The organism is Mitsuaria sp. RG (assembly GCF_028369275.1).
In the GTDB taxonomy this organism is placed as follows: Bacteria; Pseudomonadota; Gammaproteobacteria; order Pseudomonadales; family Pseudomonadaceae; genus Aquipseudomonas; species Aquipseudomonas peradeniyensis.
Window position 1 is genome coordinate 23,921 of record NZ_JAQMYQ010000053.1, and the last position, 13,856, is coordinate 37,776.

At 66.8% G+C, this 13,856-nt stretch carries 9 protein-coding genes; 6 read left to right on the forward strand and 3 right to left on the reverse strand.

From position 1 onward, the window contains the following. Nucleotides 1-4: 4 nt before the first annotated feature. Both treS and POF53_RS22620 read right to left on the reverse strand, forming a co-directional pair. The gene (gene treS, locus POF53_RS22615; protein ID WP_232855906.1) at nt 5-3,322 is read right to left on the reverse strand and encodes a maltose alpha-D-glucosyltransferase; all 3,318 of its coding nucleotides are present in this window, start codon (nt 3,320-3,322) and stop codon (nt 5-7) included. A gap of 157 nt (nt 3,323-3,479) precedes the next feature. Then, the gene (locus POF53_RS22620; protein WP_232855905.1) at nt 3,480-5,498 is read right to left on the reverse strand and encodes an alpha-1,4-glucan--maltose-1-phosphate maltosyltransferase; all 2,019 of its coding nucleotides are present in this window, start codon (nt 5,496-5,498) and stop codon (nt 3,480-3,482) included. A gap of 138 nt (nt 5,499-5,636) precedes the next feature. On the opposite strand from POF53_RS22620, the gene POF53_RS22625 reads away from it, so the two are divergent. Both POF53_RS22625 and POF53_RS22630 read left to right on the forward strand, forming a co-directional pair. Beyond that, nucleotides 5,637-5,804 carry a hypothetical protein gene (locus POF53_RS22625; RefSeq protein ID WP_232855904.1) on the forward strand — a complete coding sequence of 56 codons (168 nt, stop codon included), beginning with the start codon at nt 5,637-5,639 and terminating at the stop codon, nt 5,802-5,804. A gap of 218 nt (nt 5,805-6,022) precedes the next feature. After that, nucleotides 6,023-6,283, forward strand: coding sequence for an acyl carrier protein (locus POF53_RS22630; RefSeq protein ID WP_232855903.1), 261 nt, complete (start codon nt 6,023-6,025; stop codon nt 6,281-6,283). On the opposite strand, the gene POF53_RS22635 is transcribed toward POF53_RS22630, so the two are convergent. Continuing rightward, nucleotides 6,258-7,928, reverse strand: coding sequence for an AMP-binding protein (locus POF53_RS22635; protein ID WP_498969531.1), 1,671 nt, complete (start codon nt 7,926-7,928; stop codon nt 6,258-6,260). The genes POF53_RS22630 and POF53_RS22635 overlap by 26 nt on opposite strands. 285 nt (nt 7,929-8,213) lie before the next feature. Between POF53_RS22635 and POF53_RS22640 the strand changes: the two genes are divergently transcribed. The 4 genes from POF53_RS22640 to POF53_RS22655 are packed head-to-tail and all read left to right on the forward strand — an operon-like array spanning nt 8,214 to nt 13,766. Further along, the gene (locus POF53_RS22640) at nt 8,214-9,377 is read left to right on the forward strand and encodes an isovaleryl-CoA dehydrogenase (RefSeq protein ID WP_050706477.1); all 1,164 of its coding nucleotides are present in this window, start codon (nt 8,214-8,216) and stop codon (nt 9,375-9,377) included. Between the two features lie 19 nt (nt 9,378-9,396). After that, nucleotides 9,397-11,004: a carboxyl transferase domain-containing protein gene (locus tag POF53_RS22645; RefSeq protein WP_110733340.1), complete on the forward strand. Its 1,608-nt coding sequence runs from the start codon at nt 9,397-9,399 to the stop codon at nt 11,002-11,004. 3 nt (nt 11,005-11,007) lie between these two features. Beyond that, nucleotides 11,008-11,817: a gamma-carboxygeranoyl-CoA hydratase gene (locus POF53_RS22650; RefSeq protein WP_232855901.1), complete on the forward strand. Its 810-nt coding sequence runs from the start codon at nt 11,008-11,010 to the stop codon at nt 11,815-11,817. Then, complete coding sequence (locus tag POF53_RS22655) at nt 11,814-13,766, forward strand: acetyl/propionyl/methylcrotonyl-CoA carboxylase subunit alpha (protein ID WP_498969533.1); 1,953 nt, start codon at nt 11,814-11,816, stop codon at nt 13,764-13,766. The genes POF53_RS22650 and POF53_RS22655 overlap by 4 nt, the downstream gene beginning before the upstream one ends. Nucleotides 13,767-13,856 lie beyond the last annotated feature (90 nt).

Consider the following 13,856-nt stretch of genomic DNA (forward strand, 5'->3'; position numbering starts at 1 on the left):
TGGCTCACCCCTCCCCCCAGGTACTGATCAGTCCATGCAGACCATGCAAAGGCACGGCCAGCCAACTTGGCCGGTTTTCGGCTTCATAGGTGATTTCGTAGGCGGCCTTCTCCAGGCAGAACAGCTCCAGCGCCGCGCGTTCGCCCTCGGCCTGCTGCCAGGCGTGGGGCATGGCAGCGGTAGCCAGCCCGTAGGCTTCGACGAAGGCGTGACGCGACTGATGCAGGTACTGCCGGGCGACCCGCTGCCGGGCCTGGCGCGCCGCGTCGGACAGGTCGACCGCCGAGGCGCTGCGCAGGATCATCGCAGCAGCATAGTCGAAGGAGCGCAGCACGCCGCTGACATCCTTGTACGGGCTGTGTTTCGCCCGGCGCTCGTCCAGCGGGCGCGCCGGCTCGCCCTCGAAATCGATCAGGTAGGCGTCGCCCTGCACCACCAGCACCTGGCCCAGGTGCAGGTCGCCGTGCACGCGCATCAGCAGGCCGCCCCGGGCCTGCCGGGCGAGGTTGTCGACGTGCTGCTGCAGGCCTTCACGCTGTTGCTGCAGGTCGTCGACCAGGGCCTGGCTGTCGCGGTCCAGGGTATCGCGGTGCTGGGCCAGCAGGTCGAGGGCACGGGTCAGGTCGGCGCTGATCTGCCGGCTCCAGCGCTCGCTGTCCTGGGCATCGCTCGGACGAGACTGGAACGCCTTGTCGTCGCTCGGCGCGGCCAGCAGCAGATGCATCTCGCCCAGGCGTTGGCCGAGCAAGGCGGCGAAGCCGGTCAGCTCGGCCAGGGCATCGGTATGCGCCTCCTGTTCGACGCTACCCGGTTCCATCTGGTCGCGAATCGCCCGTTCCAGGGTGTTCTGCGTCCAATCCCAGGCGTCGCCCTGGTTGCTCAGGTAGCCCTGGGCGATCATCAGCAGATGGGGCTGGCCACTGTCATCGACACGGCTGATCCAGGCCAGCAGGGGCGAGATATTGGCAAAGCCCGCAGCGGTCAGGTAGGCGCTCATCTCAAGCTCCGGATGCACCCCCGGGTTCACCCGGCGGATCAGCTTGAGCACCAGGCTGCCGCCGACCACCACCGAGCTGTTGGACTGCTCGGCGCCCAGGTAGCGCACCTCGCTCTGCTCATCGAGCTGCAGCGCGGCCAATGCCTCGGTGCGATGGAAATGCAGCTCGCCCAGGCCATCGCCACAGGGCAGGCGCAGGCCCTCCTGGCAGCCCTTGAGCACGGCGCGAATGAACGGTTCGAGCACGAAGGCATCGGTGATCAGCCCCACCTGGCGGCCACGGCGCACCCGCGACAGCGCCAGTTGCTGAGGCAGCGCCGCGTTGATCTGCTCCTCCGGCAGCAGGCCGAAGGGCAACTGGTAGTGAGTGACGACGCCCTCGCTGTACACCTCCAGCTCGGCGAGCAGCACCGGCAGCGCCGTGGTGGCGAAGCGCACGCCATAGCTCAGGCGTACCTGGTCAATGGGCCCTTCCTTGCCGGCAAACCAGCGGCGCTTGGGCAGGTATTGCGGCAGGATGGATGCCTGCAAGGTCTCGCGCGATGGCGACTCGAGCAGCTCCTCCATGCGCTTGCGCAGCACCAGGGTGGTCAGCTCGGGCAGACCCTCGGCAGGCTGGACATGCCAGCTCGGCATGCGGTCGTGGCTGGCCAGCAGGAACCAGTAGAAACCATAGGGCGGCAGGGTCAGCAGGAACGGCAGCTGGCCGATGGGCGGGAAGGCGCTGCCGCCGAGCATTTCCACTGGCACCTTGCCGGCGTACTGCGACAACTCCAGTTCCGCCGCCTGGGCCGCCCGCGAGACATTGGCCACGCACAGCACAATCTCGCTGTTGCCGTCGGCATCGGTGTATTCGCGGATATAGGCGAGAATCCGTCGATTGCTCGGCGTCAGCATCTTCATGCTGCCCCGGCCAAAGGCTTTCTGCTGGCTGCGCACCGCCAGCAGGCGGCGGTTCCAGTTGAGCAATGAATGCGGGTCGTGGGCCTGGGCCTCGACGTTGATGGTCTGGTAGCCGTACAGCGGGTCCATGATCGGCGGCAGCACCAGGCGCTGCGGATCGGCCCGGGAGAAACCGCCGTTGCGGTCCGGCGACCATTGCATGGGCGTGCGCACGCCGTCGCGGTCGCCCAGGTAGATGTTGTCGCCCATGCCCAGCTCGTCGCCGTAGTACAGGGTCGGGGTGCCGGGCATCGACAGCAGCAGGCTGGTCAGCAGTTCGATGCGCCGCCGGTCGCGCTGCAGCAACGGCGCCAGGCGCCGGCGGATGCCGAGGTTGATGCGCGCGCGGCGGTCCTCGGCGTAGTAGTTCCACAGGTAGTCGCGCTCGCGGTCGGTGACCATCTCCAGGGTCAGTTCATCGTGGTTGCGCAGGAAGATCGCCCATTGGCAGTTGGCCGGGATCTCCGGGGTCTGGCGCAGGATATCGGTGATCGGGAAGCGGTCCTCCATGGCCAGGGCCATGTACATGCGCGGCATCAACGGGAAGTGGAAGGCCATGTGGCATTCGTCGCCGTCGCCTTCACCGAAGTACGGGCGGGTGTCCTCCGGCCACTGGTTGGCCTCGGCCAGCAGCATGCGGTCGGGGTAGTTGGCGTCGATCTCGGCGCGGATGGCCTTGAGCACGGTGTGGGTTTCGGGGAGGTTCTCGTTGTTGGTGCCGTCGCGCTCGATCAGGTACGGGATGGCATCCAGGCGCAGGCCGTCGACGCCGATGTCGAGCCAGTAGCGCATCACGCCGATCACGGCCTTGAGCACTTGCGGGTTGTCGAAGTTCAGGTCCGGCTGGTGCGAGTAGAAGCGGTGCCAGAAATACTGGCCGGCGACCGGGTCCCAGGTCCAGTTGGACTTCTCGGTGTCGAGGAAGATGATCCGTGTGCCGTCGTACTTTTGCTCGTCGTCGGACCACACGTAGAAGTCCCGGGCCTTGCTGCCGCGCCTGGCGTGGCGGGCGCGCTGGAACCAGGGGTGCTGGTCGGAGGTGTGGTTGATGACAAGCTCCGTGATCACCCGCAGGCCGCGCTTGTGGGCCTCGGCGATGAAGCGCCTGGCATCGGCGAGGCTGCCGTAGTCCGGGTGCACGGCCTTGTACTCGGCGATGTCGTAGCCGTCGTCGCGCCGGGGCGAGGGGTAGAACGGCAGCAGCCAGAGGGTGTTGACGCCAAGTTCGGCGATGTAGTCGAGCTTGCCGATAAGCCCTGCGAAATCGCCGATGCCGTCGTTGTTGGAATCGAAGAACGATTTCACGTGCAACTGGTAGATCACCGCGTCCTTGTACCACAGCGGATCGTCGATGAAGGCTGCCGGGCGGGAACGCTTGGCCATGTGCGACTCCTTTCATTTTCCGGTTCGGCACACTCCCTGTAGGAGCGGCCTTGTGCCGCGAAAGGGCTGCGTAGCAGCCCCAGCAATCTGTCATGTCGCTAAGAACCTGGGGCCGCTTCGCGCCCCTTTCGCGGCACAAGGCCGCTCCTACAGGGGATTAGCGGAGCTTCTCGATGCGCCAGATACCAAACGGCTGGTGCCACGGTTCGATGCGCATCCACTGGGTCTTGCCATGCCAGGTCCAGCGGTGGCCATTCATCAGGTCCTCGCCCTGGGTGTCGGCGTTGTCGTCCAGCCCCAACTCCCACAACGGCAGCTCGAAACTGCCCTCCTGGGCGTTGTACGGATCGAGGCTGATGGCCACCAGGATGACGTTGTCACGCTCGGGCGTGCGCTTGGCGAAATACAGGATCTGATCGTTCCAGCAGTTGAGGAACACCACCCCCAGGTGAGTCTGCAGGGCGCGGTTCTGCCGGCGGATGCGGTTGAGCTGGGCGATTTCGGCGACGATGTTGCCGGGCTGGGTGAAATCGCGCGGGCGAATCTCGTATTTCTCCGAATCCAGGTACTCCTCCTTGCCCGGCAGCGGCGTGCCCTCGCACAGCTCGAAGCCCGAATACATGCCCCACAGGCCCGAGCCCATGGTTGCCAGCGCGGCGCGGATGAGAAAGCCGGGGCGGCCCGAGGTCTGCAGGAAGTACGGGTTGATGTCCGGCGTGTTGACGAAGAAGTTGGGCCGGTAGCACTGGCTCCACGGCGGCTGGTTGAGCTGCTCGAAGTACTCGCGCAGTTCCTGCTTGCTGTTGCGCCAGGTGAAATAGGTGTAGCTCTGGGCATAACCGACCTTGCCCAGGCGCGCCATCATCGCCGGGCGGGTGAAGGCCTCGGCGAGGAAGATCACCTCGGGATGCCGGCTGCGCACATTGGCGATCAGCCATTGCCAGAACGGCAGCGGCTTGGTGTGCGGGTTGTCGACGCGGAAGGTCTTCACGCCCTCCTCCACCCAGCCGACCACCACGTCGCGCAAGGCCAGCCACAGGCTCGGCACCGATTCGGGGGCGTAGAAGTCGACGTTGACGATGTCCTGGTACTTCTTCGGCGGGTTCTCGGCGTAACGGATGCTGCCGTCGGGGCGCCAACTGAACCAGCCGGGGTGCTCCGTGAGCCAGGGGTGGTCCTGGGAGCACTGGATGGCGAAGTCCAGGGCGATCTCCAGCCCATGCTCGGCGGCGGCGGCGACCAGCCGGCGGAAGTCCTCGCGGCTGCCCAGCTGTGGGTGTATGGCGTCGTGCCCGCCCTCGGGGCTGCCGATGGCGTAAGGGCTGCCGGGGTCGCCGGGCTCGGCCTGCAAGGCGTTGTTGCGGCCCTTGCGGTGCTTCATGCCGATGGGGTGGATCGGCGGGAAGTACAGCACGTCGAAGCCCATGTCGCGGATCATCGGCAGGCGCTGGTGCACGTCGTCGAAGGTGCCGTGGCGTTCGGCATCGTCAGTGATCGAGCGCGGGAACAGTTCGTACCAGCTGGCGAACAGCGCCGCCTCGCGGTCCACATCCAGGGGGAACTCGCGGCTGCGGGTGAGGTAGCTGCGGTGCTCGGCCTCGGCCATCAGCTGGGCCGCGTCGGGGTGCAGCAGCAACATCACCTGTTCATCCATCGGCAAATCCGGCAGGCGCTGTTGCAAGCTCTCGAGTTGCTCGCGCAAAAGCCCGTCGCTGCGCTCGATGCCCTGGCCCAGCAGCAGCCGGCCCTCCTCCAGTTCGAGTTTCACGTCCACACCGGCGGCGTACTTCTTCTCCAGGTCATGGCAGTAGGTGGCGAAAGGGTCGATCCAGGCCTCGATGCTGAACAGGTGCAAGCCCAGATCGGTGGGGGTGAAGTCCGCCAGCCACAGGTCGTTGCCCGGCGAGTGCATCGCCACGCAGTGCCAACGCCGGCTGTGGGCCTGGCGCCAGTTCAGGCTTACCGCCAGGCGGTCGTGGCCGTCGCTGTAGACCTTGGCCGTCACCTCGACCTTGTGCCCGCGCACCGCCTTGGCGGCGAAGGTGCCGCCGTCGAGCACCGGGCTTGCGTCCTCGATCACGATGCGCGGCGCCAGCAGCGCCTGGGACAGGCTGATGGCCTGGTCCGGGTGATCGTTGGCCATGGGCACGCTTTCGAACGGCTCTTTACCAGACATCGACCTGCTCCCCTGGGCTGGTGGCGGTAAGGGTTCAGAGCCGTGGTCGGGCGCGGGGGTTCAAAAAAAATGAGCGTCGGGCGCAGGCCTGGGTCAAAGCCTGCGACACCTCTTCATTCATCCCGCGAGGCCAGGCCCATGAACATTCCCATTCCACCGGAGACACCCGACCCGAACATCGACGACCCGACCTTGCCGCCGCCGGTGCCTGAAGAGGATCCGGACGAGCTGCCGATCAAGCCGACCCTGCCGCCGACCGTGGGCGACCCGCCGAGCGAGGAGCCGCCGATGAAAGGTAGAGGATAGACAAGGTTGTGGAATGTTGACCGCCTGAGTCGGCCCCATCGCGGGGCTAGCCCGCTCCCACGCAGGCGACACGGCACTTGTGGGAGCGGGCTTGCCCCGCGATGAGGCCGGTCCTGACAGCACAAAGTTGCGTCCGATACACCTGGCATTTCTGCCAGTGGCGCCCGCTCACGAAGCCACGTAAAGAGAAGCACCGCCCTCTGACGGTCACCTCCGGCATGCGCTCGCGCCTCTACATCGCCTTCCACCTGCAATGGATCCTCGCCGGCTTCCTCGAACAGAGCCTGCACCGAATCCGCCCGAACATCGCCATGGACGAACTGGGCGCCGACAGTTTCGACGTGGTGGAACTGCAAGCCATCGTGGAGGAGACATTCGGCATCTTCATCCCCGATCAAGTCCAGACCTACACCACCTTTGCCGAGCTGGTCGACCTGGTCTACAAGGCGATGCCTAGCCCCCCAGCTCCTCCACGCTGATTTCGCGCATCCGGAACTTCTGCACCTTCCCCGTCACCGTCATCGGAAACTCATCGACGAAGCGGAAATGCCGTGGCGTCTTGAAATGCGCCAGCCGCGCCTTGCACCACTGTTGCAGTTCCTCGGCACTGGCGCTGTGTCCGGGATGCAGGCGAATCCACGCCACCACCTCCTCGCCATACCTGCTGCACGGAATCCCCACCACCTGCGCCTCGGCCACCGCCGGGTGGGTGTGGAAGAACTCCTCGAGCTCGCGCGGATAGATGTTCTCGCCACCGCGAATGATCATGTCCTTGTTGCGCCCGACGATGCGCACATAGCCGTCATCGTCCATCACCGCCAGGTCGCCGGTGTGCATCCATCCGGCCGGATCGATGGCGTCATGGGTGGCCTGCAGGTTGTCCCAGTAACCGAGCATCACGCTGTAGCCCCGGGTGCACAGCTCGCCGATCTCGCCCCGGGCAACGATGCGCCCGTCGGCGTCTACCAGCTTGGTCTCCAGCTGCGGCTGGGTGCGGCCCACGGTGGTCACGCGCAGCTCCAGGCCATCGTCGGGACCTGTCTGCAGCGAGACCGGGCTGGTTTCGGTCATGCCATAGGCGATCTGTACCTCGGCCATGTGCATCTGCTCGATGACCTTGCGCATCACCTCGATCGGGCAGGTGGCACCGGCCATGATGCCGCTGCGCAGGCTGGACAGGTCCAGCACGGGGCGGCTGGGGTGATCGAGCATGGCGATGAACATGGTCGGCACGCCATAGAGGATGCTGGCGCGCTCCTCGGCCACGGCGCGCAGGGTGAGTTCGGCGTCGAAGGCGTCGTTGGGGTAGATCAGGGTGCTGCCGTGGGTGATGCAACCGAGATTGCCCATGACCATGCCGAAACAGTGGTACAGCGGCACCGGGATCACCATGCGGTCCTGCTCGGTCAGGCCCAGACTCTCGCCGACCATGTAGCCGTTGTTGAGCAGGTTGTAGTGGCTCAGGGTCGCGCCCTTGGGCGCGCCGGTGGTGCCGGAGGTGTACTGGATGTTCACCGGCTGGTCGAACTGCAGGCCCTGTTGCCGGGCCTCGTAGGCGGTGAGTTCCACCTGCCCTGCCCGCCCGGCCAGCGCGGTCCAGGGCAGGAAGCCCGCAGGCGGCTCGGCGGCCAGGCTGATCACCCCGCGCAGGTCGGGCAGGCGTTCGCTGGCCAGCTCGCCCACGGCATGGACCGCCAGCTCAGGTACCAGCTCCTGCACCATCGCGTGGTAGTCGGAGGTCTTGAAGGCATCGGCGCACGCCAGCCAGCGGCAGCCGGACTGGCGCAGCACGTATTCCAGCTCGCCCACCCGATAGGCCGGGTTGATGTTGACCAGGATCGCGCCGACCTTGGCCGTGGCCAGTTGCAGGATGCACCACTGGGCGCAGTTGGGCGCCCAGATGCCGACCCGCTCGCCCACCTCCACGCCCAGCGCCATCAAGGCCCGGGCATGCACATCGACCTCGGCGGCCAGCTCGCGCCAGCTGTAGCGCACGCCCTGGTGGCGCACCACCAGCGCCTCGCGCTCGCCGTGAAGGGCGACGGTGGCATCGAAGACCTGGCCGATGGTCAGGGTGAGCAATGGTTTGTCTTGACGGCCGCGCGTGTAGCTTGGTTGAGGCATGGTTGTCCCTTCTTGTGGTTGTTCTGGGCATGACTGAAGCAGGCGGCAATTACTCTGGCGCAGATTTACGTTTACGTAAAGGTGACGTTCCGATTGACAGCCCCGGAAGGCAGGTTTACGTTAACGTCAACCACGCATCACGCCGACCCTGTAGGAGCGGGCTTGCCCCGCGATGAGGCCGGACCAGGCAGTACTGCTGGCCGTTCTGACGGGCATCGCGGGGCAAGCCCGCTCCTACAGGGCCGGCGTGGTACCTCGAATTTCAAGAACAAGAAGGTGCCTCCCATGCATTACCCCAGCCTGAACTTCGCCCTGGGCGAAACCATCGACATGCTCCGCGACCAGGTGCGCACCTTCGTCGCCGCCGAACTGGCCCCGCGCGCCGCGCAGATCGACCACGACAACCTGTTCCCCGCCGACATGTGGCGCAAGTTCGGCGACATGGGCCTCTTGGGCATCACCGTGCCGGAAGAATACGGCGGCGCCGGCCTGGGCTACTTGGCCCACGTGGTGTCGATGGAAGAAATCAGCCGCGCCTCGGCCTCGGTGGCCTTGTCGTACGGCGCCCACTCCAACCTGTGCGTCAACCAGATCAACCGCAACGGCACCCACGAGCAGAAGCTCAAGTACCTGCCCAAGCTGATCAGCGGCGAGCACATCGGCGCCCTGGCCATGAGCGAGCCCAACGCCGGCTCCGATGTGGTGTCGATGAAGCTGCGCGCCGAAAAACGCGGCGACCGCTACGTGCTCAACGGCAGCAAGACCTGGATCACCAACGGCCCCGACGCCAACACCTACGTGATCTACGCCAAGACCGACCTGGACAAGGGCCCCCACGGCATCACCGCGTTCATCGTCGAGCGCGACTGGAAAGGCTTCACTCGCAGCAACAAGTTCGACAAGCTCGGCATGCGCGGTTCCAACACCTGCGAGCTGTTCTTCGATGACGTCGAAGTACCGGAAGAAAACATCCTCGGCCAGCTCAACGGCGGCGTGCGCGTGCTGATGAGCGGCCTGGACTACGAGCGCGTGGTGCTCGCCGGCGGCCCCACCGGCATCATGCAGAGCTGCATGGACCTGGTAGTCCCGTACATCCATGACCGCAAGCAGTTCGGCCAGAGCATCGGCGAGTTCCAGCTGATCCAGGGCAAGATCGCCGACATGTACACCCAGCTCAACGCCAGCCGCGCCTACCTGTACGCCGTGGCCCAGGCCTGCGACCGCAGCGAAACCACCCGCAAGGACGCCGCCGGGGTGATCCTCTACACCGCCGAGCGCGCCACGCAGATGGCCCTGGAAGCGATCCAGATCCTTGGCGGCAACGGCTACATCAACGAGTTCCCGGCCGGCCGCCTGCTGCGCGACGCCAAGCTGTACGAGATCGGCGCCGGCACCAGCGAGATCCGCCGGATGCTGATCGGCCGCGAACTGTTCAACGAAACCCGCTGAGCACAAGGAACCGGCGTCCATGGCTACCTTGCATACCCAGATCAACCCGCGCTCGGCGGAATTCGCCAGCAATAGCGCGGCCATGCTCGAACAGGTCCAGGCCCTGCGCGGCCTGCTCGCCCAGGTCAGTCAGGGCGGCGGACCGAAGGCCCAGGAGCGGCATACCTCGCGGGGCAAGCTGCTGCCCCGCGAGCGAATCGACCGCCTGCTCGACCCGGGCTCGGCGTTTCTCGAGATCGGCCAGCTGGCCGCCCATGAGGTGTACGGCGAAGACGTGCCGGCCGCCGGCGTGATCGCCGGCATCGGCCGCGTCGAAGGCGTGGAGTGCATGATCGTGGCCAACGACGCCACGGTCAAAGGCGGCTCCTATTACCCGCTGACGGTGAAAAAGCACCTGCGCGCCCAGACCATCGCCTTGCAGAACCGCCTGCCGTGCATCTACCTGGTGGACTCCGGCGGCGCCAACCTGCCGCGCCAGGACGAAGTGTTCCCCGACCGCGAGCACTTCGGCCGGATCTTCTTCAACCAGGCCAACATGAGCGCCCTGGGGATACCGCAGATCGCCGTGGTGATGGGCTCGTGCACCGCCGGCGGCGCCTATGTGCCGGCCATGGCCGACGAAGCGATCATGGTGCGCCAGCAGGCGACCATCTTCCTCGCAGGCCCACCCTTGGTGAAAGCCGCGACCGGTGAAGTGGTCAGCGCCGAGGACCTCGGCGGCGCCGACGTGCACTGCCGCACCAGCGGCGTGGCCGACCACTACGCCGACAACGACGAGCACGCCCTGGCCATCGCCCGGCGCAGCGTCGCCAACCTCAACTGGCACAAGCAGGGCAAGCTGCAATGCCAGGCGCCGATCGCACCGCTGTACAACGCCGAGGAGCTGTACGGCGTGGTCCCGGCCGACGCCAAGCAGCCGTTCGATGTGCGCGAGGTGATCGCGCGGCTGGTCGATGGCTCGGTGTTCGATGAGTTCAAGGCGCTGTTCGGCACCACCCTGGTGTGCGGCTTCGCCCACCTGCACGGCTACCCGGTGGCGATCCTGGCCAACAATGGCATCCTCTTCGCCGAAGCTGCACAAAAAGGCGCGCACTTCATCGAGCTGGCCTGCCAGCGCGGCATACCGCTGCTGTTCTTGCAGAACATCACCGGCTTCATGGTCGGCAAGAAGTACGAGGAAGGCGGCATCGCCAAGCACGGCGCCAAGCTGGTGACCGCGGTGGCCTGCGCCCAGGTGCCGAAGTTCACGGTGATCATCGGCGGCAGCTTCGGCGCCGGTAACTACGGCATGTGCGGCCGCGCCTACGACCCGCGCTTCCTGTGGATGTGGCCCAACGCCCGCATCGGCGTGATGGGCGCCGAACAGGCGGCTGGCGTGCTGGCCCAGGTCAAGCGCGAGCAAAGCGAGCGCAGCGGTGAGGTGTTCAGCAGCGAAGACGAGAAGAAGCTCAAGCAGCCGATCCTCGACCAGTACGAGCGCCAGGGTCACCCCTACTACTCCAGCGCCCGGCTGTGGGACGACGGCGTCATCGACCCGGCGCAGACCCGCGACGTGCTCGGCCTGGCGTTGTCCGCCGCGCTGAACGCCCCGATCGAACAGAGCCGCTTCGGCATTTTCCGGATGTGACCCATGAGCGAATTCGCCACCCTTGAACTGGTCAAGGACCCTCGCGGCTTCGCCACCCTGTGGCTGAGCCGGGAAGACAAGAACAACGCCTTCAATGCGCAGATGATCCGCGAACTGATCGTCGCCCTCGACCAGCTGGCCGAAGACGCCAGCCTGCGCTTCGTGGTGCTGCGCGGCCGTGGCCGGCACTTCAGCGCCGGCGCGGACCTGGCCTGGATGCAGCAGTCGGCGCAGCTGGACTTCAACACCAACCTGGACGACGCTCACGAACTGGGCGAGCTGATGTATGCCCTGCACCGGCTCAAGACGCCGACCCTGGCCGTGGTGCAAGGCGCCGCTTTCGGTGGCGCGCTGGGGCTGATCAGTTGCTGCGACATGGCCATCGGCGCCGAGGACGCGCAGCTGTGCCTGTCGGAAGTGCGCATCGGCCTGGCCCCGGCGGTGATCAGCCCGTTCGTGGTCAAGGCCATCGGCGAGCGCGCCGCCCGCCGCTATGCCCTTACCGCCGAGCGTTTCAGCGGCGTGCGCGCCCGCGACCTGGGCCTGCTGGCCGAGGTATACCCGGCCGCCGAGCTGGACGCCCAGGTCGAAGCCTGGGTCGATAACCTGCTGCAGAACAGCCCGCAGGCGCTGCGCGCCACCAAGGACCTGCTGCGCGAAGTGGACGCCGGCGAGCTGAGTCCGGCCCTGCGTCGCTACTGCGAGAACACCATCGCCCGCATCCGCGTCAGCGCCGAAGGCCAGGAGGGCCTGCGCGCCTTCCTGGAAAAACGCCGCCCCGCCTGGCAAGACAACAAGGAGCCGCGCTCATGAGCCGACCCACGCTGACCACCCTGCTGGTCGCCAACCGCGGCGAGATCGCCTGCCGGGTGATGCGCACCGCCAAGGCCATGGGCCTGACCACCGTGGCCGTGCACAGCGCCACCGACCGCGATGCGCGCCATAGCCGCGAAGCCGATATCCGTGTAGACCTCGGTGGCACCAAGGCCGCCGAAAGCTACCTGGTGATCGACAAGCTGCTCGACGCCGCCAAGGCCAGCGGCGCCCAGGCGATCCACCCGGGCTATGGCTTCCTGTCGGAGAACGCCGGTTTTGCCCGCGCCATCGAACAGGCCGGTCTGATCTTCCTCGGCCCACCGGCCAGCGCCATCGACGCCATGGGCAGCAAGTCGGCGGCCAAGGCGCTGATGGAGTCCGCCGGCGTGCCGCTGGTGCCGGGCTACCACGGCGAGGCCCAGGACCTGGAGACCTTCCGCGCCGCCGCCGAGCGCATTGGCTACCCGGTGCTGCTCAAGGCCAGCGCCGGGGGCGGCGGCAAGGGCATGAAGGTGGTCGAGGACGAGAGCCAGCTGGCCGACGCCCTGGCCTCGGCGCAACGCGAGGCGCAGTCGTCGTTCGGCGATGCGCGCATGTTGGTCGAGAAGTACGTGCTCAAGCCGCGTCATGTGGAGATCCAGGTGTTCGCCGACCAGCACGGCAACTGCCTGTACCTCAACGAGCGCGACTGCTCGATCCAGCGCCGCCACCAGAAAGTGGTCGAGGAAGCGCCGGCACCGGGCCTCTCTCCCGAGCTGCGCAAGGCCATGGGCGAGGCCGCGGTGCGCGCCGCCCAGGCCATCGGCTACGTGGGCGCCGGCACTGTCGAGTTCCTGCTCGATGCCCGCGGCGAGTTCTTCTTCATGGAGATGAACACCCGCCTGCAGGTGGAGCATCCGGTCACCGAGGCCATCACCGGGCTCGACCTGGTGGCCTGGCAGATCCGCGTGGCCTGCGGCGAGCCGCTGCCGATCACCCAGGAGCAAGTACCGCTGATCGGCCATGCCATCGAGGTGCGGCTGTATGCGGAGGATCCGGCCAACGAGTTCCTGCCGGCCACCGGCACCCTGGCGCTGTACCGCGAGTCGGCACCGGGCGAAGGCCGCCGGGTGGACAGCGGCGTCAGCGAAGGCGACGTGGTGTCGCCGTTCTATGACCCGATGCTGGGCAAGCTGATCGCCTGGGGCCAGGACCGCGAGCAGGCGCGCCTGCGGTTGCTGGCGATGCTCGATGAGTTCGCCATTGGCGGGCTGAAGACCAATATCGCCTTCCTGCGTCGCATCCTTGCGCACCCGGCGTTTGCCCAGGCGGAACTGGACACCGGGTTCATTCCGCGTCATCAGGACGTGTTGCTGCCTGCGCCCCAGGCGCTGCCGGCGCAATTCTGGGAAGCCGCCGCCGAGGCGTGGCTGCAAGGCGAGCCAGCGCTGCAGCGCCAGGACGACCGCGCTTCACCGTGGGCGGCCCGTGATGGCCTGCGCCTGGGCTTGCCGGCGCGCAGCAGCCTGCATTTGCAGTGCGACGGGCATGAACAGGCGGTGGCACTGGAGCGCAGCGCGCCTTCGACTTATCGCCTGGAGGGGGAGCAGCTGTGTCATGACGTGGACGGCCTGCGCCGTCGTCACCTGGCGGTGCGTCGGGGCGGCACGCTGTACCTGCAGTGCCAGGGTGAGTTGCATGCGGTCAGCGTCCATGACCCGATTGCGGCGGCGGAAGCCAGCCACAGCCATCAGGGCGGGCTGGGTGCGCCAATGAACGGGAGTATCGTGCGGGTACTGGTGGAGCCGGGGCAGGTGGTCGAGGCCGGTACCGCGCTGGTGGTGCTGGAGGCGATGAAGATGGAGCACAGCATTCGGGCGCCGCACTCCGGGACAGTGAAGGCACTGTTCTGCCAGGAGGGGGATATGGTCAGCGAAGGGACAGTGTTGGTCGAGTTGGAGGCTTAACGAGCTTTGAAGGTTGAGCTAGGGGCGCTTTGCGCCCCTTTCGCGGGGCCCCCCCGCCCCCCCCCCCCGCCCCCCCGCCCCCCCCCCGCG

Excerpts from the sequence above, each read along its gene's own strand:
- POF53_RS22625 (WP_232855904.1), top strand. The coding sequence starts at position 5,637 with ATGAACATTCCCATTCCACCGGAGACACCCGACCCGAACATCGACGAC.
- POF53_RS22640 (WP_050706477.1), top strand. The coding sequence starts at position 8,214 with ATGCATTACCCCAGCCTGAACTTCGCCCTGGGCGAAACCATCGACATG.
- POF53_RS22645 (WP_110733340.1), top strand. The coding sequence starts at position 9,397 with ATGGCTACCTTGCATACCCAGATCAACCCGCGCTCGGCGGAATTCGCC.
- POF53_RS22635 (WP_498969531.1), bottom strand. The coding sequence starts at position 7,928 with ATGCCTCAACCAAGCTACACGCGCGGCCGTCAAGACAAACCATTGCTC.
- POF53_RS22620 (WP_232855905.1), bottom strand. The coding sequence starts at position 5,498 with ATGTCTGGTAAAGAGCCGTTCGAAAGCGTGCCCATGGCCAACGATCAC.
- treS (WP_232855906.1), bottom strand. The coding sequence starts at position 3,322 with ATGGCCAAGCGTTCCCGCCCGGCAGCCTTCATCGACGATCCGCTGTGG.
- POF53_RS22630 (WP_232855903.1), top strand. The coding sequence starts at position 6,023 with ATGCGCTCGCGCCTCTACATCGCCTTCCACCTGCAATGGATCCTCGCC.
- POF53_RS22650 (WP_232855901.1), top strand. The coding sequence starts at position 11,008 with ATGAGCGAATTCGCCACCCTTGAACTGGTCAAGGACCCTCGCGGCTTC.
- POF53_RS22655 (WP_498969533.1), top strand. The coding sequence starts at position 11,814 with ATGAGCCGACCCACGCTGACCACCCTGCTGGTCGCCAACCGCGGCGAG.